Source organism: Plantibacter sp. CFBP 13570 (genome assembly GCF_014841395.1).
Classification (GTDB): Bacteria; Actinomycetota; Actinomycetes; order Actinomycetales; family Microbacteriaceae; genus Plantibacter; species Plantibacter auratus.
Window position 1 is genome coordinate 1 of record NZ_JACYTW010000054.1, and the last position, 24,604, is coordinate 24,604.

The following is a 24,604-nucleotide window of genomic DNA, read 5'->3' on the forward strand; positions in this document are numbered from 1 at the left end:
AGCGGCAACCCGACCGGCGCCGGTGATGCCGCCACGGCCGGCCTGGTCGCAGCACTCCGCGCGGGAGCCACACTTCCCGAGGCACTCCGCACGGCGGCGGCGGCAGGTGCTGCGGCCGTGCTCGAACCGATCGCCGGCGCGATCGACCTCGCCGCCTTCCACCGATTCCTCGACGCACCCGCCGCACCCGACCCCATTGGAGCAACCGAATGACCACCGCCCTCGACTTCACCACGCTCCTCGCCAACGCCTCGGCCTCGAACGCCGGCATCGCGGCGTGCAACGTGGTCCTCCTCGAGCACGCGGAGGCGATCGTCGCCGGCGCCGAGGAGGCCGGGCTGCCGGTCATCCTGCAGATCAGCGAGAACTGCGTGCGGTACCACGGGTCGCTCGCCCCCATCACACTCGCCTCGCTGGCCATCGCCCGCGCAGCGACGGTCCCGGTCCTCGTCCACCTCGACCACGTGGAGTCGGCCGAGCTCGTGCGCGAGGGCGTCGAGCTCGGCGTGGACAGCGTGATGTTCGACGCCTCGACCCTGCCGTACGACGAGAACGTCCGCGCGACGAAGGAGATCGTGGACTTCTGCCACACGCGCGGCGTGGCCGTCGAAGCGGAGCTCGGTGAGGTCGGCGGGAAGGACGGCGTCCACGCTCCGGGCGCGCGCACGGTGCCGGCAGAGGCCGTCGCGTTCGTCGCAGCGACCGGCGTCGACGCCCTGGCCGTGGCCGTCGGCACCTCGCACGCGATGACGAGCCGGGAGGCCGCCGTCGACCACGCGCTGATCGCGCAGCTCCGCCGCGAGGTGCCCGTCCCGCTCGTGCTGCACGGCTCCTCCGGACTCCCCGACGACGAGCTCCGCGCGGCGGTGCGTTCCGGGATGACGAAGATCAACCTCTCGACGCACCTCAACGGACTGTTCACCCGGGCGGTGCGCGACGTCCTCGACGACCAGCCGAAGCTCGTCGACCCCCGCACCTACGTCCGCGCCGGTCGCAGCGCGGTCGCGACCGAGACCGCGCGGATCCTGCGCCTCCTCGCAACGGACTGAGCACTCCCAGGAATCCCACAGCAACACGCAACGCTGAGCTGTTAATATATATTGTGTTGGAGTTCTTCCAACGCCTCCACCGGTAACCGATCGTCCCCCGCGATCACCCTCCGGCCTCCCGAGCCCGATATCCCTTCGGGTGCGCGGGAGATACGGCCACCCCTCCCCTAGGTGCGGTGGCCCGAAGCTCTGCGACACCGCCGGTCGATGCTCGGGTCTGACCTCGGGCATCGACCCGCGTAAGCACTGACGCCAGGCATTCCCAGGTTGTTCTCAGCTTGGTCGCGTACGTTCGTTCCTCGAGTGCCGATGTCACAACCGGCTTCCGTGTGCAGAGTCCACACCTCCACGGATACGCCGATGCTCCCGACACGACACCACCAGCCGCCCTCCAGAGCGGCGAAGAACGATCCACCGGACGGCCCCAGCCGACCAGCGCAGCCGAATCTCGGCGCAGCTGCATACCGGACGGTCTCGTCGCTCCATCCATGCGACCTGCACCGATCGTCATCGCATTCCCCCTCTGGAACCGGCCCATCCATCATCCGTAACACCAGAATCGAGAACCACCATGTCCATCACTCAGACTCGGACCCCAGCGTCCTCCAACCGTTCCGCGGGCACCGCCGTCCACGGCCGCGGTCACTCCACCGAGAAGCTCACCTACCGCTTCGGTCTCCGCACCCGCGAGACCGGTGCGGAGCAGCGCGGCTCCAGCAGCGCGGCCAACCGCCGCGGCTGAGCCGCCTCACCGTTCCACCCGACGCCCCCGCACGGCCTGACCGTGCGGGGGCGTCGTGCGTGCGGAACCGGTGCCGATCACGGCCACTCCGGAGTTCGGACGATCGTACGGACGACCACGGCCTCCCAGGTGGGAGAATCCCCACATGGATCCCGTCGCGCTCATCTCGTGGATCGTCGTGTTCGTCGTCGTCACCGTCATCGTGTCGGGCCTGTCCGGCCGAGCGGGTGTCTCCGCCCCGGTGGCCCTGGTGCTCGTCGGCGGCGTCGCGTCGTTCATCCCCGCCGTTCCGACCGTCGAGATCGAACCCGACCTGATCCTCTACGGCCTGTTGCCGCCGCTGTTGTTCGCGTCGGCGATCCGGATCTCCCTCATCGACATCCGTGCCCGTAACGACGGCATCATCCTGCTCTCGGTGGGTGCGGTCGCGTTCACCGTCGTGTCGGTCGGGTTCGCCAGCTGGCTCCTCATCCCGTCGATCACCCTCGCGGCGGCGTTCGCGTTCGCGGCGGTCATCGCGCCGACCGACGCCGTCGCCGTGAGCGCGATCGCCGGACGACTCGGGCTCCCCCGCCGTGTGCTGACGATCCTCGAGGGCGAGAGTCTGCTCAACGACGCCACCGCACTCGTGGCACTCAACGCCTCGATCCTCGCCATCACGAGCGTCGTCAACCCGGTCATGATCGCCGGCGAGTTCGTCATCGAGGTCGTCGCCGGCGTCGGCGTCGGTCTCGCGGTCGGCTGGGTGCTGTCCGAGGTCCGCCGACGCCTGCGCGCCCCAGTCCTCGACACCTGCCTCTCCCTCATCACCCCGTTCCTCGCATTCCTCCTGGCGCAGGCGATCCACGGTTCGGGCGTCCTCGCGGTCGTCACCGCCGGGCTGCTGCTCGGCTATCGGGCACCCATCGTGCAGTCGGCCGAGGCGCGCATCGCCGAGTCGCTCAACTGGCGCACCATCCAGTTCCTCCTCGAGAACGCCGTCTTCCTGTTCATCGGGCTCAACCTGGCGGGCATCCTCGAGGGGGCGATCCAGACCGGTCCGGGGCTCTGGCCGACCGTGTTCATCAGCATCGGGGTCCTCGCGGCGCTCATCGTCTCGCGGTTCGTGTGGGAGATGACGGTCACGGCGATCTACCGGCTCGGGCCGAGACGGCTCCGTGAGCGGAGCTGGTCGTGGGGAAACGGGATCGCCGTCTCCGCAGCCGGCGTCCGCGGCGTGGTGACCCTGGCGGCCGTGTTCCTGCTGCCCGAGGACACCCCGTCGCGCGAGTTCCTGCAGTTCCTGGCGTTCGTCGTCGTGGTCGGCACACTGCTCTCGGGGCTCGCGCTCCCCCGGATCATCCGTGCGCTGCACCTCCCGCCGCCGAACCACAGCCAGGAGCGCGTCGAGCAACTGATGCTCATGGCGGAGGTCCAGACGGCCGGCTTGGACCGCCTCGACGAGCTGACGACCGAGGCGGACGAGGAGCAGGTGCTCAACCGTCTGCGGACCAATGCGAGCTTCGTGGCCAATGCCCTCGAGCAGTACACGGGTGACGGCTCCGAACTCCGCACGGTCGCGTTCGCCCGACTCCGCCGCCAGATGATCGCGGCGGAACGCGAGGCGCTCCTCTCGGCGCGCGCCGACGGTCGCTACCAGGAACCGGCGGTCGCCGCGGTCCTGGCGGCGATCGACGCCGAGGAGGCGACACTCAAGGCGATGACGCCGAAGCCGCCGCGGTCATAGCACCCCGGACGCGCTGCCCGCATGCCCCATCCGAACGACCGGTACAGGACGATCGGTCGGGCAGGATGAGGGCATGATCATGTTGTTCCCGGCCGCCGTCTTCGCGGTGCTCTACGTCGCGAGCCGACGCCGCGACGCCCGCCGCCTGCGCAACGGGGTCTTCCTGGTCTCCGCGATCGCCTGCGGGCTGGTGGCGCTCCTCTCGGAGGCGTCCCGCACGACGCCGTTCACCGTGCTCCTCGCTGCGTTCGGCACGGTCCTGCTGGTGGGCGTGCTCGGGGTCCTCCTCATCGGCAACGGCATCACGATGCTCCGGCTCGAAGGACGCAGCCTGGGCAACCTGCTCTCGCTGTTCGCCGGGGTCGCGATCCTCGTCCTGCCCGTGCTGGCCGTGCTGCTGGTCCTCGGAGCGCACCCGCAGTCCCTGCCCTCCTGGCTGACGATCGTCCTCGTCGCGCTGGGTCTCCTGCTCGGGTTCGCGTGCTTCTACGCGGCGGCGACCTTCGCGGCCTTCGGCGTGTACTCACTCGTCTACAGCCGCTACCGTCACACCCAGATGCCCGACGCCCTCGTCGTCCTCGGTTCCGGCCTCATCCACGGCGAGGTCCCGCCGTTACTGCGCAGTCGCCTGGACCTGGCACTCCGCATCTACCGGGCGACAGCACCGGGGACGACTCGACCGATCCTGATCCCGTCCGGCGGCCAGGGCGACGACGAACCGCGCCCGGAGGGGACGGCCATGGCCGAGTACCTCGTCGCGAACGGCGCGGACCCGACGGACGTGCTCCCGGAGACCGCGTCCACGAGCACGCGCGAGAACCTGTTGCTCTCCCGGGACCTGCAGCAGTCGGCCGGACGGAACGGCGAGACGATCGTGGTGACGAACAATTACCACGTCCTCCGCGCGGCGCTCCTCGCACGTTCGATCGGGAGCGACGCACAGGTGATCGGCTCCCCGACGGCCGCCTACTACGTGCCGAGCGCGTTCCTCCGCGAGTACGTCGCCATCATGGTCGAGCACCGTCAGCTGAACGCGCTGGCGATCGCGGGCGTCGCGGGCCTGATCGCCCTCGCCGTGGTCTGGTCGCTCCTGCCGATCTGAGCCGCCGTCTCACTCGAACACGGCGACCGCAACGCGCGACGGGCCGTCGTCCGAGTGGATCGGAGGACGGCCCGTCGGTCGTATGGTGTCCGACTCAGTCGGGTGCGGTGTCGTAGACCTCGCGGGCGTCGTCGGTGGCCTCGGAGGCCGGCCCGGAGTCGGGCTGGTGGTCGGCCGAACCGTCGGCGTCGCCACCCTCGCCCTCGGCCAGCGGTGCGTCGAGCTCGGTCGAGGGCTCCGGGGTCTCGACGGCCTCCTCGGTCGCCTGCTCCTCGTCGGGAGCCGCATCCTCCGAGCCGGTGCCGTCGACGGTCTGACTCGACCCGTCCGAGCCCGGTCCGGCGGTCGTCTGGTCGGAGCTCACGAGCTCTGCGGTGTCGATGTCGGCACCCTCCCAGGCTTCCTGGTCCGCTCCGGCCGCACCGGTCGCGAGGTCGTCGCTTGAACGCTGGTTCTGCTGATCCGTCATGATGCACTCCTCTCCGCGGAACGCGTCGCGCTCCGTGTCCTCGGACTCTACGACGTGATCCTCCACGGTCTCCCGGGGTTGACAGCCGCCGACGGGCGCCCGGGCCGGTCGCGATAGCGTGGGGACATGAGCCTCCCCGTCACGGACACGCGCGTCACCTATCCCTCCGGAGCCCTCGTTTCGACGGGCACGGTGCTGCACGTCGAACCCGTCGGCGACCACCTCGCCGTCGTGCTCGACGAGACGGCCTGCCACCCGGTCGACGCCGCGTGGCCCGACCAGCCCGCCGACACGGCGACCATCACCTTCGGTGCGGGCACGAGTGCCGTGGAGGTCGCCGTGACCGACTGCGTCGTCGCCGCGACCGACGGCACTCAGTTGTACCTCGGCGCCGACATCCCCGTGAAGAAGGGCACCGAGGGGTGGGCCTTCCTCGTCGCCCACCTGGTCTCCGCCGAGGCGACCCCGAGCGCCGTCGAGGGCGAGACGGCCCGCGTCGAGGTGGACGCGTCCACCCGACACGCGCTCTCCGCCGGACACACCGGTTGCCACCTCGCATCACTCGCCCTGAACGCCGCGCTCGCCGACGCCTGGCGCAAGGAGGTCGTCCCCGACGCCCTCGGGGCTCCGGATTTCGACGCGCTCGCCTGCGAGTCGTCGCGGATCGCTCCGAACGCGTCGACCGACCGTTACCGCATCGGCAAGTCGCTCCGACGGAAGGGGTTCGACCCGGCCGCCCTCGACGACCTCGACGCGCTCGGGTCACGCATCCGGAACACCCTCGACGGTTGGTTGGACAGCGGCGCCGCCGTCCGGATCGATCGCGAGGGTGAGCTGCTCACCGATCGGCGCAGCTGGCACTGCGAGCTGCCGGGCGGCCCCGCGGTCATCGCCTGCGGCGGCACCCACGCGGCGTCGTTGGGCGAGTTCTCGAACATCGCCGTCTGGCTGGAACGTGAAGACGTCGACGGCGCCGTGGTGCTGTCGATGGTCAGCACGGTCGTCCCGGCCGGCTGACCGGCGGCTCGGCGGTTGACCGGCGACTAGGCGGCGATGCCGGTGGAGGCCGCGCTGCCGACGCCGGCGAGCAGGCCACCCATGACGAACACCCAGAGCAGCACGAGCGCCGCCCAGCCGAGCAGGAACAGCCCGTTGAGCACGACGCCCGTGATGGCCATCGCGCGACCGGCGGGCTCGCGGCGGAGCCCCATGAGGCCGAGGACGAATCCGACGACCGGGAGCACGAAGGTGAACCCGAAGAACAGCGACACCAGGCCGATGACCATGCTGGAGATGCTGAGCCCCTTCGGCGGCGACGCCGGGTACGGGTACGGCGCGGGGTACACGGGCGCATACGGCTGCGCGTACGGCTGCATGCCGTACTGCGGCGGGTAGGGCTGCTGCTGCGGGTAGGGCGCCTGCTGGGCGTACGGCTGCACCCCGTACTGCTGCGGCTGGAGCTGCTGTTGCGGGTACGGCTGCGGCGGAACCGAATGCTGCGAGTACGCCTGCTGCGGCGCAGAGGGCTGCGGCTTGGATCCGTCCGGTGTGCTCATGCCCGTCAGCCTACCGACCGGCCCGCGCTCGATGCCCGACCCCTCGCCCCGACGGCAGCCTCCAGCTCTCTGGGAGCTCACGCTCAAGGGCGGTGAGGGGCCCGGAAAGCGACTACCGTATTCGTGCGGTCCTCGCAGTGAACCCGGAACACGGACCGCGCCACACCCAGAAGGAGCACCGTGCAGAACGACGCGATCGCCGAGGAACAGGACCATCTCGATCGGCTGCACGACGTGATCCGGTCGCAGTCGGACCTCGAGGAACGACGCTCCGAACTCGCCCTCCGCGCCTTCGACGGCGACGACGACTCGAGCTTCTCGGAACGCGACGCCCTGGTCGCCCACCACCGCCAGCGGATGGTCGAGCTGCGTTCGTCCAGCTACGGACTCCTCTTCGGCCTCCTCGAACGCGAGACCGACGAACGGCACCACATCGGGCGCATCGGCCTGCGCGACCCGGAGAGCGGCGACCAGCTCCTGTTGGACTGGCGCGCACCGGCCTCGCGCCCGTTCTACACTGCGACGCCACTCCGACCCGAAGGCCTCCGCCTACGCCGCCGCATCGGCACGGCCGGTCGCCGCGTCACGGAAGTGCACGACGAGGTCCTCGACACGACCATGCTCAGCGACGACGAGCCGAGCGGCATCGGCGAGTCCGGTGCGCTGCTGGCGGCCCTCGGTCGCGCCCGGACCAAGCACATGGCGGACATCGTCGACACCATCCAAGCCGAGCAGGATGCGATCATCCGCGCGCCGCTCCCCGGCACGCTCCTCGTCCAGGGCGGTCCGGGCACCGGGAAGACCGCCGTCGCGCTGCACCGCGCCGCCTACCTCCTCTACGAGCACCGCGAGCGACTCATGCGCAGTGTCGTGCTCATCGTCGGCCCGAACTCGACCTTCCTCGACTACATCAGCCGCGTGCTGCCGTCGCTCGGCGAGACCGCCGTCGTCCTCGTCACACCGGCGACCCTCGTGCCCGGACTCGACGCACACGCAGAGGACTCGCTCGAGGCCGCTGAACTCAAGGGTCGGCTGCGCATGGCCGACGTCGTCGCCCGGGCCGTCCGCGAGCGTCAGGTGCCGCTCGACCAGCCGGTCACGATCCGCATCGCCGGCGACGGCCCGCTCCGCGTCACGCCGGGCGTCCTCCGCCGGATCAAGGCCGGGATCGAGCGCTCGGGCACCCCGCACAACGAGGCCAAGCTGCGGTTCGACCGCGCCGTGCTGACGCACCTCATCGGGCTCGAGGCGAAGCGCGACGGCTTCGAACCCCGCACGGGCGAGGACGCCGACGAGCGTCGACAGGAGCTGAGCGAGGAGCCCGAGGTCGAGGAGCTGCTCGACACCATGTGGCCGATCCTCGAACCGGCCGAGATCATCGACCGTCTCTTCACCGACCCCGAGCTGCTGGCTCGTGTCGCGCCCGACCACACCGAGGAGGAGCGTCGCCTGCTGCTCCGCGAACCCGTCGCCGGAACGGACGGCGCAGGTGAGACCGACTGGGCCGCCCGGCTCACGCCCGGCGACATCGCCCTCGTCGACGAGGCCGCCGAGCTCATCGGCGAGGACCAGCGCCCCGAGCTGGAACGGCAGCGCCGCGCCGCCTACGAGCGCCGTCACGACGTCGAGTACGCGCGCAGTGTGCTCGAGATGATCGGTGACATTAGCATCGACGACGAGGCCCAGGACGACGACTACCTCCGTTCCGCCCAGGATCTCGCCGACCGCCAGACCGTGGAGGACGATCGCAGCCCCGCTGAACGCGCCGCGAGCGACCGCACCTGGGTCTACGGGCACGTCATCATCGACGAGGCGCAGGAGCTCACCCCCATGCTGCTTCGGGCCGTCCTGCGGCGCGGCCCCAACCGCTCGATGACGCTCGTCGGCGACATCAACCAGCAGAGCACCTCCGCCACCCGCTCCAGCTGGCAGGAGCTGCTCGGCCCCCAGCTCCCGCGCTGGACGGAGGAGCTGCTCACCGTCAACTACCGGACGCCCGAGCAGATCATGGCGCTCGCCGATCCCGTCCGGCTCGAACTCGACCCGGACTCCCCGGCGCCCGTGTCGATCCGTCGCGGCGAGGAGGAGCCCGTGCAGCTCACGGTCGAACCCGCCGCGCTGGCCCCGACGGCGGTCCGCGCCGCCGTCGACGCGATCACCGCACACGCCGGTATCGCGGGCGTCATCGCACCCCGCTCGCTCCTGGCGGAGATCGACGCCCTCCTCGCCGACGCCGGAGCCGATCGCGCGCGGGTGTGGACCGGCACCGCGCGTGAGAGCAAGGGCCTCGAGTTCGACAGCGTCGTCCTTGTGCAGCCCGACGCGCTGGGCGGGACAGGCCACGCGGCCCTGTCGCTCCGGTACGTCGCGCTCACCCGCGCCACCCAACGGCTCACGGTCGTCGACTCGTCGAGCTGACCGTCGGCATCCGGCGACGCACCGTCGTCCGGACCCCTCCAGAGCACCGGGCGACGGGAAGGACCGTAGGCTTGGGCTCTGCCAACAGAATGTGAGGCTGGGATGAAGGTCATCAGCTACAACCTCCGCAAGAACAAGGCCAGCGGCGAGCTCGTCGCACTCACCGAAGAGTTCGGCCCCGACGTCCTCGCGTTGCAGGAGGCCGACACTCTGCAGCTGCCCGCCGAACTCGGCGGCCTGCACCTCGCCGACAGCACCCACCGCAACCGGCTCGGCCTCGCGATCTACTACCGCCGCGACCGGTTCACCGCCGAGTCGACGCAGACGTTCGCGCTGAAGAAGTCGCTGCACGACATGGTGCTCGCGCCGGCGCACGAGCGCCTCATCGGCACCCGCCTCACCGACGTCGAGGCCGGGCGCGAACTCATCGTCGCCTCGTTCCACGCGGCCCCGCTCACGGCGCTCAACTCACTGCGTCGGCACCAGATCAAGGCCGCGCACGAGCAGCTGCACGCGATGGGCGACGTCCCGACGCTCATGGTCGGCGACTACAACTACCCGCTCTTCCAGAAGGGCCTCGGCACCAAGATGCAGGAGAGCGGCTACGACCTGAGCCTTAGCGACCGCAGCACCTACACCCGCTACAAGATGTTCCGGGGGCACTTCGACTTCGCGACGTCCGTGGGTCTCAAGATCGATCGCGTGCAGACGCTCCGCCGAGGCATCTCGGACCACCTGCCGATCCTCGTGGACGCGAGCTACGGTGCGGCCGTGCCGGTCGACGACGACGCACCGGAGTCCGCCGCCCGCTGACCCGGTCGCCTGCCCCTGTGCGCGCCCCGTCCGTCTCCTCACACCGACTTCTCTTCTTTCCCTAACTCAGGACGACATCGGCGTGTCCCGGGGTCGTCGCCGTATATCGCTCCGACACGCCGAGGCATTCCTGAGTAAGGGACCGAGCCGTGGGCCCGACGCGGACCCGCGGGCTGGGTCAGATGAGGCCGCGGAGGAACTCCTGGACGCTCGTCCCGGCTTCACGGGCGCGGCGGACCAGGCGTTCGTGCTCGTCGGACGTGAGGTCGACGGTGAGCTGGTGCCACGTCGGTTCGACGTCGAGTGAGAACAGTGCGCCGTCGTCCTCCGCATCGAACACCGGGGCGGTGCGTTCCTCCTGGACCTCGAGCTCGGCGAACAGCTCCGGCTCGGTCGTCTGTGCCGCGGCGTCAGCGACGGCGTCGGTCTCGGGGATCGCCGGGGCCTCGGGGGTGTCCGCAGCTCCGGCGCCGGTCCAACCGGGTCCCTCCGGCACCGGCGTCTTGCGCTGGAACGCCTCGGCAGCCGTCCGCGCGCGGATGTCGGCGGCCTCGTTGAGTCGGTGACCGACGTGCCCCTTCACCCACTCGAACCGGTAGCGCCGCCCGGCGATGGCGGCGTCGATCTCCTGCATGAGCTCGAGGTTCATGACGGGCTTGCCGTCGCCCTTCTTCCAGCCCTTCTTCTTCCAGCCCGGCATCCACTTCGTGATCGAGTCGATGACGTACTTGCTGTCGCAGAGGATGTGGAGGTCCTCGTCGAGGTGCTCGGTGGCGCGGAACAGTTCGAGGACGGCGCGCAGCTCGCCCATGTTGTTCGTGCCGTGCGGCCATCCCCCGGCTGCCCAGCAATCGTCGTCGACATACCAGGCCCAGCCGGCGGGTCCGGGGTTGCCGAGGGCGGAGCCGTCTGCGGCAGCGGTGATCGTCATGAGCGCCTTTCGATGAGTGCCCTCCATCGTATCGACGCACCACCGAAGCCCTGACGCCGGTCCCGCGGTGCCGGTGTCGGGCCGGCCGACGTCAGGCGGGCGTGAAGACGCTGAGGGTGACGGCGACCGTGACCGTCGTGTATCCGGGCAGGTCGGCGATCGCCTGCTCGAAGACGTCGTCGTCGAGGTGGTGGGAGCTCGGCCCCATGCGGACCTCGTCGCGCACCTCTTCCGGCATCAACTGGACGGCGTAGTCGAGCGTGTCGCGGGAGCGGAGCTCGAACCCGTCGAGCTGTGCGTCGAGTCGGGCGTCCTTGCGCTCGGCGATCCCGATCATGCCGAGCCGGTCGCGCAGCTCGGCCAGGTGACCGGGTTGCGGCGTCACGACGGTGAGCAGGCCGTCCGGGCGGAGCACCCGACGCATCTCGGGACCGTTGCGTGGGCCGAAGATGCTCAGCAGGTGGTCGACCGAGGCGGTCCGGAGCGGGAAGGGTGCCCAGGCGTCGGCCGTGGCGGCTGCCGCTCGTCCGTGCGCACGCGCTGCGCGACGTGCTGCGAGCGGCGACAGGTCGAACCCGAACCCACGCCAGGCCGGCCGAGCGTCGAGGATCCGGCCGAGGTAGTAGCCGGTCCCGCCGGCGATGTCCACGACGAGTGGGGCGCTGTCGTCGTCGACCGAGCCGTCCGGGAGGAAGCGCGCGAGCGGCAGGGTCGTGGCGACGTGGTCCGCGATCGGCTCGTAGTGCTCGGCCTCGAGGAACGCAGCGCGGGCAGCGACCATCTCCTGCGTGTCGCCGGTCTTCGGCGTCCGACCGCCGACGACGAGCGAGGCGTACCCCTGCCGGGCGATGTCGAAGCTGTGACCGGCGGGGCAGCGGAGTACGCGGTCGCCGAGCTCGAGGGTCGCGGTGCAGATCGTGCACGCGAGATCGGGGGCGACGAGGCTCAGCCGATCGTGCTGCGGGACATCGGCGAGGATCGGCATGCCTTCGAAACGCTCCGCTTCCAGCTGCTGTGTCCGTCGCCGCCGCGATGCTTCCGGTTGTCGCACTTCACCCACACGGTGAGTCTAGGCGCGCGCCGCATGGTGCGTGCGCCGGAACGTTCGAGCGACGATCGGTCGCGGCGGGGCTTCGGCACCGCGGTGACTCGATCAGCTCGCTGACTCAGTCCTCGAGCGCGCTCCGCAGACGCTCGACGTCCTCGTGGGCTGCATCGCTCGCACGCTGCGCCCGGTCAGCCTCTCGTTGGCGTCGGGCCCACTCGCGCTCGGCGTCGGCGATGTCCGCGTCGAGCTCCTCGAGCCGCCGTGCGAGGTCCTCGCGGTCACGCAGGAGTCCCGATCGCCGGACCGCCGACTCGTCCAGGGAGGCGGTCGCCTCCTCACTCGCGCTGGACGCCGCCTCCTCGTCGCGCTCGGCCGCCTCCAGCCGGGCCCGAAGTCGTCGGCGTCGGTCGTCGTCATCGTCGGAATGGTCGCCGTCTCCGTCGACCTGCGTCGCCGCGGACCCGTCGCTGGTGGAGCGCCCACCGGGGGAACCTGGCCCGCCGACGACCCCACCCCACCCCGCTCCGCTCGAGGTCGGGGCGTCGGTCAGCCGCCCGGACGACACCTGCGCGGCTAGCTCGGCGTCGGCACTCGCCGCCTGCAGACTCTGGCGGACGGTCTCGATCACCGCTCCGGAGAGGGACGCCCCCTCTGCTGCGGCGGCCTCGACGGTGGCGGTGACGAGCGTCGCGATCAGCGAGCGACGTTCGGCACCCAGCGTGCGGAGCGCGGCGGCGTCCCCCGAGCGCTGAGCGTCGCCGAGCGCGGAGCCGAGCTGTTCCAGTTCGCCGATCAGATCAGGGCGATGCGCCGTCAACACGTTGAGCGCCCAGGCGGCGACCGACGGTTTGCGGAGCGCGAGGATCGCCGTCGCCAGGTCGTCGTCCCCGTCGTCGCGCGCTGCGACGGCCAGGCGTTTGCGCTCGGTCACGAATCCGCTGAGCGGGACGCGGAACAGCTCGATGGCGGCGGACGCGAGGCCCGTCGGGGCCGGCGTTCCGGTGTCGCGGTCGTCGGGCACGGTGCCGCTCCCTCGCATCATTTCACGTCAGGCTAGCGCCCTCTTGCGCCAGAACGGAGTCCGACTGTCGCCTTTTCGGGGGTCGATACCGACAATGTGGACATGGATGCCAGACCTTACCCCGACACGGTGGAGCCGCCTGAAACAGCGGCCTGCACCGATTTGAAGTCCCTCCTCAGGACCGTGGACTTCCCGATCTCACGCCGTGAACTGCAGTCGATCGCCGTCCGTTCCGGACTCGACCGTGGGACGCTCGCCGCGCTCAACACGCTCACCGAAGAGCACTACGCCGGCTCGTTCGGCATCCTCCGCGAACTCCGGCACCACGGCGAGCTCCGTCGCTCCGCCTGACCACCCCGCCCGGCACCTGGTGGACTCCCCAGCGCGGTGCGCTGACGTGAGCGCGGGTCACAGACGCGGGCGCGGGTCTCCGGAGGGGCGCGCTCACGCGTGCGGGACGCGGTGACGTCAGCGCACCGCGCTGGCGATTCCGGCAGACATCGTGCAACGCAGAAACCCCCGGCGAACCGAGGGTTTCGAGCTGAGATCCAGTGCGGAGACGGCGGGATTTGAACCCGCGGTCCCCTTACGGGGACTCCACCTTAGCAGGGTGGTGCACTAGGCCGAACTATGCGACGTCTCCATGTGCGCTCGCAAGCGGACGCACGACGACCAGCATAACCGGTGATGGGCGTGGTGACGAATCCCCGGGTCCGAACCCGGGTCCGAGACGCCCTTCGACACTTCGACAAGCTCAGTGCGGCGCAGCTCAGGGACCGAACCAGGTTGGGACCGGGCCGCTGACGGACCGGGACGCCTACTGGTTGTCGAGGGTACGACCGCGGGAGCAGGTGCGCTGGTCGGCGGTCTGGCCCGTCACGGACGACGGAAGGACCACTGCACCACCGGCGGAGGGGTCGGTCGCATCGGCAGGCGGGGCCGTCGCCGCAGGATCGCCACCGGCATCCGCACCCTCGGCGGGCTCGACCGCGGTCGGGTCGGTCGGGTTCGCCACCGCACCCGCGCCGGTCGCGCCCGAGAGCTGGATGGGCTGGTCGTTGCCGAGCGCCTCGAACAGCGCGGCCGCTGCATCGTCGATCGGCTCGACGCCACCCTCGACGGCCGCGTTCGGATACTGCACGAACGCGATGTTCGCGAGGTCGACCTCACGGAGCGTCATGGCGATCGCGATCATCGTGTCGAGGCTCGTCAGGCTGTCGGACAGCTGCATGTTCTTCGCCGCCGCTTTGGCCAGGGAGTAGAGGATTCCAGGGTTGGTCAGCGTCTCGGCGCTCTTCACCTGCTGCATCATCGCCGACAGGAACACCTGCTGGTTGCTGATGCGACTGAGGTCGCTGCCGTCGCCGACACCGTGCCTGGTGCGGAGGAATTGCAGTGCCTCGTACCCCTCGAGCGTGTGCTCGCCCGCCGAGAGGAAGGTGTTCGTGTACTCGTCCTCGATCGGGTCGGCGACACACACCGTCACCCCGCCGAGCGCGGTCGACATGGCCATCACGCCACTGAACTGGACCTCGGCTGCGAACGGGATCTCGAGGCCGGTGAGCTGCGACACCGTCAGCGCCGTGCAGGCGAGTCCGCCGTAGCTGAGCGAGGTGTTGATCTTCTGCCGGCTCATCGAGTCGAACGAGCCGCCGGACGGGTCGGGGCAGGACGGGATCGGGACGAACATGTCGCGAGGGAAGCTGACGACCGTCGCGTTGCTGTGGTCTTCGGAGATGTGCACGAGCATCGTGACGTCGTTGAGGTTGCCCGTCTCCTCCTCGGCATCACCGAAGACGGGATCCTGACCGGCGCGCGAGTCGCTGCCGACGATCAGGAGGTTGACGCCACCGGGATACGCTCCGATCGCGGGCAGATCGGTGACCGCCTCACCCTGCGAGTCGACGAGCGCGACGCCGGGCTTCACGGTCGCGGCGACGTCCCAGAGGGCGATGCCGGCGACGATGCCACCGCTGACCAGCGCGACCGCGAGCGTCGAGGCGACGATCTTCAGGCCGGTCGTGATCGGGTTCGACCGCTTGAGTCGTCCGTGGCGGGCGATGGTCGCGAGCTTCTTCGGGCGGGGCCCACGAGCTGCCGCTCGGCGTGCCGCGGCGTCGCCGGCGGGCTCGTCGATGTCGGTCGAATGCGGGGGCATTCGTCGATTCAACCACGGGTTCATGTGAAGCGCACAGCCCGGAGCCGTGGGCTCCGAGGTGCGGGAGTCTCTGAGGACGGTGAAGGAACTGCGGAGGGCGTGGGATTCGAACCCACGAGACATTTCTGCCCACCAGTTTTCAAGACTGGCTCCATCGGCCGCTCGGACAGCCCTCCTGATGGTCGATCGCCCGCGATGACGCAGCTGACGACCAGGATCGAGTGTATCGGATGGGGCCAGCGACGAAGCGGCCCCATCCGATCACGCGGTGACTACTGGTCTTCCTCCGGACGACCCGCCGTGCAGGTGTTCTGCGCGGCGTTCTGGCCCGTGATCGTGTCGGGCAAGGCGACAGGGCCGGCGGCGGACGGGTCCGCGGGCGCTGCCGGGTCCGCCGTGGCAGCTGGATCGGCAGCCGCGTCGGTGGTCGCCGGGTCTGGCGTGACCGGCGCGTTCGGGTCGGTCACGACGTACTTGCCGGTGGCGGACAGGGCGACGGCCTGGTCGCTCTGCAGCGCCGTCCACAGGACGTCGGCATCGGAGGTCGCCTCGACCCCGCCCTCGACCGTGGCCGTCGGCGTCTGGACGAACGCGACGCGGTCGAGCGGGATGTCCTTGAGCGCTGCGGCGATCGACACCATCGTGTCGATGTTGTTCAGGCTGCTCGACAGGGTCACGTTCTTCAGCGCGGCGCGGGCGATCGAGTAGAGCTTGATCGGGTCGGAGAGCGTGTCGCTGCTCTTCAGCGTGCGGACGAGCGAGGAGAGGAAGACCTGCTGGTTCGAGATCCGCGAGAGGTCGCTGCCGTCGCCGACGCCGTGACGTGAGCGGAGGAAGGCGAGGGCGGACGCGCCCGAGAGGTCGTGGGTGCCGACGTCGAGGTTGATGCCGCTCCAGGCGTCGTTGAGGGGCTCGGTGACACACACCGGCACGCCGCCGACCGCGTTCGACATCGAGATGACGCCGTCGAAGCCGATCTGCGCGGCGAACGGGATGGAGAGGCCGGTGATGCCCTCGACCGTGGAGACCGCGCAGGCGAGCCCGCCGTCGGCCCCGCCGTACATGAGGGCGGTGTTCATCTTGTCGCGACCGTTGCCGCCGTCGGCGCAGTCGCCGATCTGCACGTACATGTCGCGCGGGAAGCTCACCACGGTCGCGCTCGAGTGGTCTGCCGAGATGTGCATGAGGATCGTGACGTCGTTGAGGTTCTCGTCTCGCTCGCCGTATGCCTGGTTGCCGTCGCCCGAGTCGCTGCCGACGAGGAGCAGGTTGACGCCGCCCTCGATCGCGCCGATGTTGGGCGGCGGCGCACCCGGCGTCTCGTTGTCGAGGTGGGCGACGGGCTTGACGCTGTTGGCGAGGTCGAGCGCGGCCACACCGGCGACCGCGATGCCACTCACGCCGACGACGGCGGCCGTCGCGGCGACGATCTTCGCGACGGTGACGAATGGGTTCGACTTGCGGAGTCTGCCGTGACGGACGGCGGCGCGCGGTTTGGACGCGTCGGCGTTGCGGGTCATGGATCTCGCTCTCGTCTCAGGAACAGGGGTGGCCGGAACCCAGGAGACCGGGCTGCGGCGAGTCGTCCGGCGACACCTGGAGCAGGCGCGCACCGACGCCCCGCGCCCACCGGAAACGGCGTATCGGCACGGAGCTTTGGACGATGCTAACCCGAAATGCTCCTCAGGAGCTGAGAGAGACCGTCGTCGGTGACCGTGCCGGTGACCTCCGACGCGACCGCGAGGACCTCCTCGGGCGCCTGGCCCATGGCGACACCGCGCCCTCCGGCTGCGGCCCAGCCAAGCATGTCGACGTCGTTGCGGCCGTCGCCGACGGCGACCATCTGCGAGCGCTCGAGCCCCAGCCACTCCCGGACACGCTCCAGCGCGGTCGCCTTGTTGACGCCCTTCGGCGCGATGTCGAGCCATGCCGTCCAGCCGATCGCGTAGCTCACCTGGCTGAGCCCGATCTTGTCGACGATGCGGAGGAACTCCTCCTCGTCGTGGCTCGGGGATACGACGACGACGCGTGTCACGGGGCTCGTGACGAGCTCCTCGAACGGCACCTCGATCGCGTTCTCGAGGTTCCAGTCCTCCATGCCGACCGTGTACTTGCGGAAGCCGTCGGGGTATTCGACCATGTAGCTGCCCTCGGAGAGGTGCGGCTGGATGAGCCCGAGGACCTCGGTCGGGTCGAAGGTCTCCATGAAGAAGCGCTCATAGGAATCGGGCTTCGACTCGTCGCGCTTCATGATGAGCGCACCGTTCGCGCAGACGACGTACTGCGGCGTCAGCTCGAGCTCCTCGAGCACCGGGCGCGTGCTCTCCCAGCTGCGACCGGTGGCCAAGGTGACGATGTGGCCGAGCGAGACCACGCGGCGCACCTCGTCGGCGACCGACAGGCTGAGCGAACCGTCCTCGTGCAGCACGGTGCCGTCGATGTCGAGGGCGACGAGCAGCGGGGTCGCGGTGGTGGTCGTCTCGTCCGTCATCGGATCGGCCTCGCGACCTCGATGCCGCCCAGGTACGGACGCAGCACCTCGGGGATGACGACGCTGCCGTCCTCCTGCTGGTGCGTCTCGAGGATCGCGACGATCCAGCGGGTGGTCGCGAGCGTTCCGTTGAGCGTCGCGACCGGCGTGGTCTTGCCCGACTCCCCGCGGTACCGGGTGTCGAGGCGACGCGCCTGGTAGGTGGTGCAGTTCGAGGTGCTGGTGAGCTCGCGGTACGCGTCCTGCGTCGGCACCCAGGCCTCGACGTCGAACTTGCGTGCCGCGCTCGACCCGAGGTCGCCGGCGGCCGTGTCGATGACCCGGTAGCTGAGGCCGAGCGACTGCAGCATCGCCTCCTGGTACGACAGCAGGCGCTCGTGCTCGGCGGCGGCGTCCTCCGGCTTGGTGTAGACGAACATCTCGAGCTTGTTGAACTGGTGCACCCGGATGATGCCGCGGGTGTCGCGCCCGTAGGACCCGGCCTCCTTGCGGTAGCAGGTCGACCAGCCGGCGTAGCGGAGCGCGCCCTCCTCGAGGTCGAGGATCTCGTCGGAGTGGTACCCGGCGAGCGCCACCTCGCTCGTGCCGGTGAGGAAGAGGTCTTCACCGGCGATCTGGTAGACCTCGTCGGCGTGCTCGCCGAGGAAGCCGGTGCCCTTCATGATCTCGGGGCGCACGAGCGTCGGCGTGATGAGCGGGACGAAGCCGGCCTCGATCGCGCGGTCGAGCGCGAGGTTCATGAGGGCGATCTCGAGGCGGGCGCCGATGCCGCGGAGGAAGTAGAAGCGCGAGCCGCTGACCTTGGTGCCGCGCTGCATGTCGATGGCGCCGAGGAGTTCCCCGAGCTCGAGGTGGTCACGCGGGGTGAAGTCGAACGAGGGGCGTTCGCCGACCTCGCGGAGCGTGATGAAGTCGGCCTCGCCGCCGGCGGGCACGCCGTCGAGCACCGGGTTCTGGATGCGACCGGCGACGTCGGCGAAGTAGGCCTCGGCCTCGGTTGCGACCTGCTGAGCCTCCTTGACGCGGGCGGCGAGCTGCTGCGCCTGGGCGACGAGTGCGGCCTTCTCCTCCTTGGGTGCCTTGGCGACCTGCTTGCCGAACGCGTTCTGCTCGGCACGGAGTTCCTCGAACCCGGTGATCGCAGCGCGACGTGCGGTGTCGGCGTCGATCGCCTGGTCGACGAGGTCGACGGAGGACCCTCGCTTCTGCTGCGACGCTCGGAGGACTTCTGGCTGTTCGCGGAGGAGTACGGGATCGATCACCCGGCAAGTCTAGCGATCGAGGTCGGTGACGAGGCCCCGGGACAGTACCGTTGGGCCATGCCGACTCCCCCGCACGCCGCGCTCGTGTACAACCCGGTGAAGGTCGACGCCACCCGGCTGCGGAGCGCGTTGGAGGCTCGGTCCCAGGAGGCCGGATGGGCGGCTCCGCACCTGTATGAGACGAGTGTCGACGACCCCGGTGTCGGTCAGGCGCGGCGCGCGGTCCTCGACGGCGCTCAGGTGGTGCTCGTGGCCGGCGGCGACGGGACCGTGCGGGCCGTCGCCGAGGGGCTGCGCGGGAGCGGTGTGCCGCTGACCCTCATCCCGTCGGGGACCGGCAACCTGCTCGCGAGGAACCTGAAGCTGCCGCTCGGCGACCAGGTGTCCGCGATCGGGACGGCGTTCACGGGCGACACGCGCGCGATCGACATCGGCGTCGCCATGATCACCCGCGCCGACGGGTCGGAGGAGGAGCACGCGTTCGTCGTGATGGCCGGCATGGGCATCGACGCGATGATGATCGCCACGGCGAACCCCGACCTCAAGAAGTCGCTCGGCTGGCTCGCCTACGTCGAGTCCGGTCTCCGCTCGATCGCCACGGCCGCGCCGTTCCGCATCCACTACCAGTTGCGCGGGCACCGTCAGCATGCGGCGACCGTGAGCTCGGTGCTCGTCGGGAACTGCGGCACGCTGCAGGGCGGGGTGCAGCTCATGCCGGACGCCGAACTCGACGACGGGTTCCTCGACGTCGCGGTGCTGCAACCGAAGGGTGCCTTCGGCTGGCTGCTCGTGTGGCGGAAGGTGACGTGGGAGAACCGGGTCCTGCGGCGGACTGCCGTGGGGCGACGGATGATCCGTTTCACCGAGGGCCGGGGTGGGAACACCGTGACGAACCTGCGTGCTGAGGCCCTGACCGTGCGGGTCGACGAGGCCCAGGACCTCGAGCTCGACGGCGACGCGTTCGGCATGGCGACCATGGTCGCGTTCGACGCGCACCGCGGCGGGCTGCTCGTCAAGCTCCCGTAGCCACCATGCGTCCCCCGTCCTGGCTCGGTGGGGTGCCAGCGCGGTGCGCTGGCGTGAGCGCGGGTCATCGACGTGAGCGCGGGTCTCCGGAGGGGCGCGCTCACGTCGATGACCCGCAGTGACGCCGATGCGTGCATGGTGACGTCAGCGCACCGCGCTGACGGACGAACAGCGACCCGAAACACCCGGATGTCTGGCGGACCAGACAGCCACAGCCCGGTCGCTCTCGCCGCGCGGGCCCCGGGAGGAGTGGACTGATCACATGACCGACATGCCGACCACCACCCGGACCATCCGTGCCGCTCGCGGCACCACCCTCACCGCCAAGAGCTGGCAGACCGAGGGCCCGCTCCGGATGCTCATGAACAACCTCGACCCCGAGGTCGCCGAGCACCCCGAGGACCTCGTCGTCTACGGCGGCACCGGGAAGGCCGCGCGCAACTGGGAGGCGTACGACGCGATCGTCCGCACGCTCGAAGGACTGGAGGCCGACGAGACCCTGCTCGTGCAGTCCGGCAAGCCCGTCGGCGTCTTCCGCACGCACGAGTGGGCACCGCGCGTGCTCATCGCGAACTCCAACCTCGTCGGCGACTGGGCGACGTGGCCCGAGTTCCGCAAGCTCGAGGCCGAGGGTCTCACCATGTACGGGCAGATGACCGCCGGCTCGTGGATCTACATCGGCACGCAGGGCATCCTCCAGGGCACCTACGAGACCTTCGCCGCCATCGCCGACAAGCGGTTCGGTGGAACCCTCGCCGGGACGCTGACCCTCACCGGCGGAGCCGGCGGCATGGGCGGGGCACAGCCGCTCGCCGTGACGCTCAACGAAGGCGTCGTGCTCATCGTCGACGTCGACCCGAGCCGCCTGGAGCGACGCGTCGAGCACCGCTACCTCGACGAGATGACGGACGACCTCGACGACGCCGTCGAACGCGTGCTCGCCGCCAAGGCCGAACGACGCCCGCTGTCGGTCGGCCTCGTCGGCAACGCCGCGACCGTCTTCCCCGAACTGCTGCGGCGCGGGGTCGCCATCGACATCGTCACCGACCAGACGAGCGCTCACGACCCGCTCGCCTACCTGCCCGAGGACACGGCGCTCGCCGACTGGCAGACCGAGGCGGCGGCCGACCCGGTCGACTTCACGCGCCGCTCGCGACTCGCCATGGCGAAGCAGGTGCAGGCGATGGTCGACTTCCAGGACGCCGGCGCCGAGGTCTTCGACTACGGCAACTCCATCCGCGCCGAAGCGAAACTCGGCGGTTGCGAGCGCGCCTTCGACTTCCCCGGCTTCGTGCCCGCCTACATCCGGCCGCTCTTCGCCGAGGGCAAGGGCCCGTTCCGCTGGGCGGCCCTCTCCGGCGATCCGGCGGACATCGCCGCGACCGACCGCGCCATCCTCGAACTCTTCCCCGAGGATGAGAAGCTGCGCCGTTGGATCACCTCGGCCGGCGAGAAGATCGCCTTCGAGGGACTGCCAGCCCGCATCTGCTGGCTCGGCTACCAGGAGCGCCACCTTGCCGGCCTGAAGTTCAACGAGATGGTCGCCTCGGGCGAGCTGAGCGCGCCCGTGGTCATCGGCCGCGACCACCTCGACTCCGGTTCCGTCGCCTCGCCGTACCGCGAGACGGAGGCCATGGCCGACGGCTCCGACGCGATCGCCGACTGGCCGCTGCTCAACGCCCTGCTCAACACGGCGTCCGGCGCGACCTGGGTGTCGATCCACCACGGCGGCGGGGTCGGCATCGGCCGGTCCATCCACGCCGGTCAGGTGATCGTCGCCGACGGGACGCCGCTCGCCGCCGAGAAGATCGCGCGCGTACTCGTCAACGACCCGGGTACCGGCGTCATGCGTCACGTCGACGCCGGCTACGAGCGGGCGGCCGAGGTCGCCCGCGAACGCGGCCTGCGGGTGCCGATGTGGGAGGGCGAGTGACCGACGGCCTGATCGCCCACGGTCGGCTCGCCGGGCTCGACGAGATCACCGGCGTCGGGGTCGATCCGGCACGCGGCGGGTACTCCCGGCACGTCTGGACGCCGGCCGAGTCCGAGCTGCGCGAGTGGTTCACCGCTCGCGCCGCCCGACTCGGGCTCGACGTCGAGACGGACCGGAACGGCAACCTCTGGGCGTGGTGGGGCGCGCCTGGGCCCGACGCGGTCGTCACCGGCAGCCACCTCGACTCCGTCCCGGGCGGTGGCGCCTTCGACGGGCCGCTCGGCGTCGTCTCAGCGCTGGACGCCGTCGCGCGTCTGCAGGCGACCGGGTTCCAGCCGTCGCGTCCCGTCGCCGTCGTGGTGTTCGCCGAGGAGGAGGGCTCCCGGTTCGGGGTCGCCTGCCTCGGATCCCGGCTCCTGTCCGGGGCGATCACCGCGGACGCCGCCCGAGCGCTGACGGACGCGGACGGGGTCACCGTGGCGGAGGCCGCAGCCGCAGCCGGGCTCGCTCCCGAGCACCTCGGTCGCGACGACGAGGCGCTCGGCCGCATCGGACTCTTCATCGAGTTGCACGTGGAACAGGGCCGCGGCCTCATCGACCTCGGCTCGCCGACCGCGGTCGCCTCGTCGATCCTCGCCCACGGCCGCTGGCGACTCCGGGTGAGCGGTCAGGGGAACCACGCCGGTGCGACCGGCATGCGCGAGCGCCGTGATCCCGTGGTCGCTGCGGCACGCGCCGTCCTCGCGGTCGAGCAGGCCGCCCTCGCGACGGACGACGCCCGCGCCACCGTCGGCCGCCTGCGCATCGTGCCGGGCGGAACCAACGTCATCGCCTCCGAGGTCGACGCCTGGGTGGACGCCCGGGCCGCCACCGACGCCGGCACGCGCGCCCTCGTCGCGGACATCGAAAGCCGGGTCCAGGAGGCCGTCGCCGATTCCGGGTGCACGGTCGAGCTGATCGAGGAGTCGTGGTCGGGCGTCGTCGAGTTCGACCCAGAGCTCGCCGCGCGGCTCGCCGGCACGCTCGGCGGGGTCCCGCTGCTGCCGACGGGCGCAGGCCACGACGCCGGCGTCCTGAGCGGCGCGGTGCCGACCGCGATGGTCTTCGTCCGGAACCCGACCGGTGTCTCGCACTCACCGGAGGAGTTCGCCGAGACGGCCGACTGCGTCGCCGGCGTCGAAGCGCTCGAGGCCCTGCTCCGGAGCGTCCTGTGACGGTCGCGAGCGTCGACGCCGGCGCGGCGGATTTGCGGATTCCCATCTGGGCCGCGACGGCGATCATCGACGGTCGCCCGACCGGCCGCGTGCGCTTCACGGCCGACGACTCCGGACGGATCACCGCCGTCGAGCGCGGCGTCGAGCCGCAGGCGGGCGACCGACGCCTCGGAACGGTCATCCCCGGCATGGGGAACGCCCACTCCCACGCGTTCCACCGTCTGCTCCGCGGACGCACCCACGCCGACGGCGGCGACTTCTGGCAGTGGCGCGAGGCGATGTACGCGGCGGCCGCCAGCCTCGACCCGGACCACTACGGCCGGGTCGCTCGTGCCGTGTTCGGCGAGATGCTCGTCTGCGGCTGGACGGCGGTCGGCGAGTTCCACTACGTGCACCACCAGGCCGACGGCACCCCGTACCCGACCGCCCACGCGATGGAACTGGCCGTCGCCGAAGCCGCCGCCGACGTCGGCATCCGGCTCACCCTCCTCGACACGGCCTACCTCGCGAGTGGCCTCGGGTCCGCCGGCGGCCCTGCCGCTCCGCTGCTCACCGAACAGCTCGCGTTCGGCGACGGCGACGCGGCCGGCTGGCTCGCCCGCTGGCATCGGCTGCGCGACGCACTGGCCGGCTCCGTCGACGCCACCGGGCTCGTCACGCTCGGTGCCTCGCTGCATTCGGTGCGCGCCGTGCCCGTCGACGCCATGCGCACGATCCTCGCCGGCCTGCCCGACGACGTCCCACTGCACGTCCACCTGTCGGAGCAACCGCAGGAGAACGTCGACACGCTCGCGAAGACGGGCAGGACGCCGACGGGCGTGCTCGCCGCGCTCGGTGCGCTCGCCCCACGCATCAGCCTCGTCCACGCGACGCACCTGACCGACGCGGACATCACGGCGATCGGGCGGTCCGGCGCGACCGTCGTGATGTGCCCGACGACCGAGGCGGACCTCGGCGACGGCATCGGACCGGCCCGCCGCCTCGCGGACGCGGGGGCCAGGATCGCCGTCGGCTCCGACCAGAACGCGGTCGTCGACCCGCTGCTCGAACTGCGTGGCCTCGAAGCCGGGGAACGGCTCGCCTCCGGCAGACGCGGCCGGTTCTCGCCCGCCGAACTCCTCGAGGCGGGCACCGACAACGGATACCGTTCGCTCGGACTCGGGCGGCACACGCTGGATGTCGGCGACCCGCTCGACCTCGTCGAGGTGTCGACGTCGAGCCTCCGCACCACCGGCATGGACCCGGCACAACTCGCCCTCGTCGCGACCGCGTCCGACGTCGAGCGGGTCGTCGTCGGCGGACGGCTCGTGGCGGAGCGAGGTCGGCTGCTTGCGACGTCACGGGAGTCGACGCCGGAACAACTTCTCGCGCTGGCCCTCGCCGAGCTGGCAGCATCGACGGAGACGCCCCGGGCAGCCACTTCGTCCCCGACACCTGATCACCCCTCGCAGGAGATGCAGCCATGACCAGCGAACTCATCACCGGCATCGCCGAGCTCACGACCAACGCCGGCTCCGGGCCGGGCGACGTCGACGGCAACCGGATCACCGATGCGGCGCTCGTCATCGAAGACGGCCGGATCGCGTGGCTCGGCGCAGCGGGCGACGCGCCCGACGCCGACGCGCGGACCGACGTGGGCGGGCGC

22 protein-coding genes, 2 tRNA genes and 1 pseudogene are annotated in these 24,604 nt (G+C 70.7%); 14 read left to right on the forward strand and 11 right to left on the reverse strand.

Annotated elements, in window-relative coordinates; genetic code table 11:
* From IFT89_RS15660 to IFT89_RS15680, 5 genes are all read left to right on the forward strand, one after another.
* A partial coding sequence (locus IFT89_RS15660; protein WP_244650762.1) for a PfkB family carbohydrate kinase occupies positions 1–213 on the forward strand: 213 nt, incomplete at its 5' end.
* A complete protein-coding gene (locus IFT89_RS15665; protein ID WP_202939416.1) occupies positions 210–1,049 on the forward strand; it encodes a class II fructose-bisphosphate aldolase in 840 nt (279 codons plus the stop codon). The genes IFT89_RS15660 and IFT89_RS15665, both read left to right, overlap by 4 nt.
* A gap of 571 nt (positions 1,050–1,620) precedes the next feature.
* Positions 1,621–1,791, forward strand: coding sequence for a hypothetical protein (locus IFT89_RS15670; RefSeq protein WP_153303529.1), 171 nt, complete (start codon positions 1,621–1,623; stop codon positions 1,789–1,791).
* Positions 1,792–1,936: 145 nt separating this feature from the next.
* Complete coding sequence (locus IFT89_RS15675) at positions 1,937–3,517, forward strand: cation:proton antiporter (protein ID WP_202939417.1); 1,581 nt, start codon at positions 1,937–1,939, stop codon at positions 3,515–3,517.
* 73 nt (positions 3,518–3,590) lie between these two features.
* Complete coding sequence (locus tag IFT89_RS15680; protein ID WP_202939418.1) at positions 3,591–4,619, forward strand: YdcF family protein; 1,029 nt, start codon at positions 3,591–3,593, stop codon at positions 4,617–4,619.
* Positions 4,620–4,713: 94 nt separating this feature from the next.
* Here the strand turns inward: IFT89_RS15680 and IFT89_RS15685 are convergent, their stop codons facing one another.
* The gene (locus IFT89_RS15685; RefSeq protein WP_194644957.1) at positions 4,714–5,088 is read right to left on the reverse strand and encodes a hypothetical protein; all 375 of its coding nucleotides are present in this window, start codon (positions 5,086–5,088) and stop codon (positions 4,714–4,716) included.
* A gap of 126 nt (positions 5,089–5,214) precedes the next feature.
* Between IFT89_RS15685 and IFT89_RS15690 the strand changes: the two genes are divergently transcribed.
* A complete protein-coding gene (locus IFT89_RS15690; RefSeq protein ID WP_202939419.1) occupies positions 5,215–6,105 on the forward strand; it encodes a metal-dependent hydrolase in 891 nt (296 codons plus the stop codon).
* A gap of 26 nt (positions 6,106–6,131) precedes the next feature.
* Here IFT89_RS15690 and IFT89_RS15695 read toward each other — a convergent pair whose 3' ends face one another.
* Complete coding sequence (locus IFT89_RS15695) at positions 6,132–6,644, reverse strand: DUF4190 domain-containing protein (RefSeq protein ID WP_159876053.1); 513 nt, start codon at positions 6,642–6,644, stop codon at positions 6,132–6,134.
* A 180-nt stretch (positions 6,645–6,824) separates the two neighbouring features.
* Here IFT89_RS15695 and IFT89_RS15700 point away from each other — a divergent pair, with 180 nt between their 5' ends.
* Both IFT89_RS15700 and IFT89_RS15705 read left to right on the forward strand, forming a co-directional pair.
* Positions 6,825–9,062, forward strand: coding sequence for a HelD family protein (locus IFT89_RS15700; protein ID WP_202939420.1), 2,238 nt, complete (start codon positions 6,825–6,827; stop codon positions 9,060–9,062).
* Positions 9,063–9,164: 102 nt separating this feature from the next.
* Complete coding sequence (locus tag IFT89_RS15705) at positions 9,165–9,875, forward strand: endonuclease/exonuclease/phosphatase family protein (protein ID WP_202939421.1); 711 nt, start codon at positions 9,165–9,167, stop codon at positions 9,873–9,875.
* Positions 9,876–10,053: 178 nt separating this feature from the next.
* Here the strand turns inward: IFT89_RS15705 and IFT89_RS15710 are convergent, their stop codons facing one another.
* The 3 genes from IFT89_RS15710 to IFT89_RS15720 all read right to left on the reverse strand — a co-directional run bounded on the left by IFT89_RS15710 (position 10,054) and on the right by IFT89_RS15720 (position 12,875).
* Positions 10,054–10,806, reverse strand: coding sequence for an RNase H family protein (locus IFT89_RS15710; protein WP_202939422.1), 753 nt, complete (start codon positions 10,804–10,806; stop codon positions 10,054–10,056).
* A 91-nt stretch (positions 10,807–10,897) separates the two neighbouring features.
* Entirely contained in the window at positions 10,898–11,866 is a 969-nt protein-coding gene (locus IFT89_RS15715; protein WP_133060047.1) for a putative RNA methyltransferase, read from the reverse strand.
* A 106-nt stretch (positions 11,867–11,972) separates the two neighbouring features.
* Positions 11,973–12,875, reverse strand: a complete 903-nt coding sequence (locus tag IFT89_RS15720; protein ID WP_202939423.1) for a hypothetical protein — start codon at positions 12,873–12,875, stop codon at positions 11,973–11,975.
* A gap of 102 nt (positions 12,876–12,977) precedes the next feature.
* Between IFT89_RS15720 and IFT89_RS15725 the strand changes: the two genes are divergently transcribed.
* Positions 12,978–13,226, forward strand: coding sequence for a DUF2795 domain-containing protein (locus IFT89_RS15725; protein WP_133060046.1), 249 nt, complete (start codon positions 12,978–12,980; stop codon positions 13,224–13,226).
* Between the two features lie 203 nt (positions 13,227–13,429).
* Here IFT89_RS15725 and IFT89_RS15730 read toward each other — a convergent pair.
* From IFT89_RS15730 to serS, 6 genes are all read right to left on the reverse strand, one after another.
* Positions 13,430–13,518, reverse strand: a tRNA-Ser gene (locus IFT89_RS15730).
* Between the two features lie 174 nt (positions 13,519–13,692).
* Entirely contained in the window at positions 13,693–15,033 is a 1,341-nt protein-coding gene (locus IFT89_RS15735; RefSeq protein ID WP_202939424.1) for an LCP family protein, read from the reverse strand.
* Positions 15,034–15,124: 91 nt separating this feature from the next.
* Positions 15,125–15,209, reverse strand: a tRNA-Ser gene (locus tag IFT89_RS15740).
* Positions 15,210–15,305: 96 nt separating this feature from the next.
* Positions 15,306–16,553, reverse strand: coding sequence for an LCP family protein (locus tag IFT89_RS15745; protein ID WP_079706469.1), 1,248 nt, complete (start codon positions 16,551–16,553; stop codon positions 15,306–15,308).
* A 146-nt stretch (positions 16,554–16,699) separates the two neighbouring features.
* Positions 16,700–17,524, reverse strand: coding sequence for an HAD family hydrolase (locus IFT89_RS15750; protein WP_202939425.1), 825 nt, complete (start codon positions 17,522–17,524; stop codon positions 16,700–16,702).
* Positions 17,521–18,786 carry a serine--tRNA ligase gene (gene serS, locus IFT89_RS15755; protein ID WP_202939426.1) on the reverse strand — a complete coding sequence of 422 codons (1,266 nt, stop codon included), beginning with the start codon at positions 18,784–18,786 and terminating at the stop codon, positions 17,521–17,523. The genes IFT89_RS15750 and serS overlap by 4 nt, the downstream gene beginning before the upstream one ends.
* A 57-nt stretch (positions 18,787–18,843) precedes the next feature.
* Here serS and IFT89_RS15760 point away from each other — a divergent pair, with 57 nt between their 5' ends.
* The 5 genes and pseudogenes from IFT89_RS15760 to IFT89_RS15780 all read left to right on the forward strand — a co-directional run.
* Positions 18,844–19,812: a diacylglycerol/lipid kinase family protein gene (locus tag IFT89_RS15760; RefSeq protein WP_202939427.1), complete on the forward strand. Its 969-nt coding sequence runs from the start codon at positions 18,844–18,846 to the stop codon at positions 19,810–19,812.
* A gap of 262 nt (positions 19,813–20,074) precedes the next feature.
* A complete protein-coding gene (gene hutU / locus IFT89_RS15765) occupies positions 20,075–21,745 on the forward strand; it encodes a urocanate hydratase (RefSeq protein ID WP_192019160.1) in 1,671 nt (556 codons plus the stop codon).
* Entirely contained in the window at positions 21,742–22,959 is a 1,218-nt protein-coding gene (locus tag IFT89_RS15770) for an allantoate amidohydrolase (RefSeq protein WP_202939428.1), read from the forward strand. Before hutU ends, IFT89_RS15770 begins: the two co-directional genes overlap by 4 nt.
* On the forward strand, positions 22,956–24,425 hold the full coding sequence (locus tag IFT89_RS15775) for a formimidoylglutamate deiminase (RefSeq protein WP_307783530.1): 1,470 nt from the start codon (positions 22,956–22,958) through the stop codon (positions 24,423–24,425). The genes IFT89_RS15770 and IFT89_RS15775 overlap by 4 nt, the downstream gene beginning before the upstream one ends.
* Positions 24,422–24,604: pseudogene (locus IFT89_RS15780) on the forward strand (imidazolonepropionase); the annotation flags it as partial. The gene IFT89_RS15775 and the pseudogene IFT89_RS15780, both read left to right, overlap by 4 nt.

Excerpts from the sequence above, each read along its gene's own strand:
- IFT89_RS15725 (WP_133060046.1), top strand. The coding sequence starts at position 12,978 with ATGGATGCCAGACCTTACCCCGACACGGTGGAGCCGCCTGAAACAGCG.
- IFT89_RS15745 (WP_079706469.1), bottom strand. The coding sequence starts at position 16,553 with ATGACCCGCAACGCCGACGCGTCCAAACCGCGCGCCGCCGTCCGTCAC.
- IFT89_RS15665 (WP_202939416.1), top strand. The coding sequence starts at position 210 with ATGACCACCGCCCTCGACTTCACCACGCTCCTCGCCAACGCCTCGGCC.
- IFT89_RS15680 (WP_202939418.1), top strand. The coding sequence starts at position 3,591 with ATGATCATGTTGTTCCCGGCCGCCGTCTTCGCGGTGCTCTACGTCGCG.
- IFT89_RS15690 (WP_202939419.1), top strand. The coding sequence starts at position 5,215 with ATGAGCCTCCCCGTCACGGACACGCGCGTCACCTATCCCTCCGGAGCC.
- IFT89_RS15695 (WP_159876053.1), bottom strand. The coding sequence starts at position 6,644 with ATGAGCACACCGGACGGATCCAAGCCGCAGCCCTCTGCGCCGCAGCAG.
- IFT89_RS15670 (WP_153303529.1), top strand. The coding sequence starts at position 1,621 with ATGTCCATCACTCAGACTCGGACCCCAGCGTCCTCCAACCGTTCCGCG.
- IFT89_RS15710 (WP_202939422.1), bottom strand. The coding sequence starts at position 10,806 with ATGACGATCACCGCTGCCGCAGACGGCTCCGCCCTCGGCAACCCCGGA.
- hutU (WP_192019160.1), top strand. The coding sequence starts at position 20,075 with ATGACCGACATGCCGACCACCACCCGGACCATCCGTGCCGCTCGCGGC.
- IFT89_RS15675 (WP_202939417.1), top strand. The coding sequence starts at position 1,937 with ATGGATCCCGTCGCGCTCATCTCGTGGATCGTCGTGTTCGTCGTCGTC.
- IFT89_RS15705 (WP_202939421.1), top strand. The coding sequence starts at position 9,165 with ATGAAGGTCATCAGCTACAACCTCCGCAAGAACAAGGCCAGCGGCGAG.
- IFT89_RS15760 (WP_202939427.1), top strand. The coding sequence starts at position 18,844 with ATGCCGACTCCCCCGCACGCCGCGCTCGTGTACAACCCGGTGAAGGTC.
- IFT89_RS15735 (WP_202939424.1), bottom strand. The coding sequence starts at position 15,033 with ATGCCCCCGCATTCGACCGACATCGACGAGCCCGCCGGCGACGCCGCG.
- IFT89_RS15750 (WP_202939425.1), bottom strand. The coding sequence starts at position 17,524 with ATGACGGACGAGACGACCACCACCGCGACCCCGCTGCTCGTCGCCCTC.
- IFT89_RS15685 (WP_194644957.1), bottom strand. The coding sequence starts at position 5,088 with ATGACGGATCAGCAGAACCAGCGTTCAAGCGACGACCTCGCGACCGGT.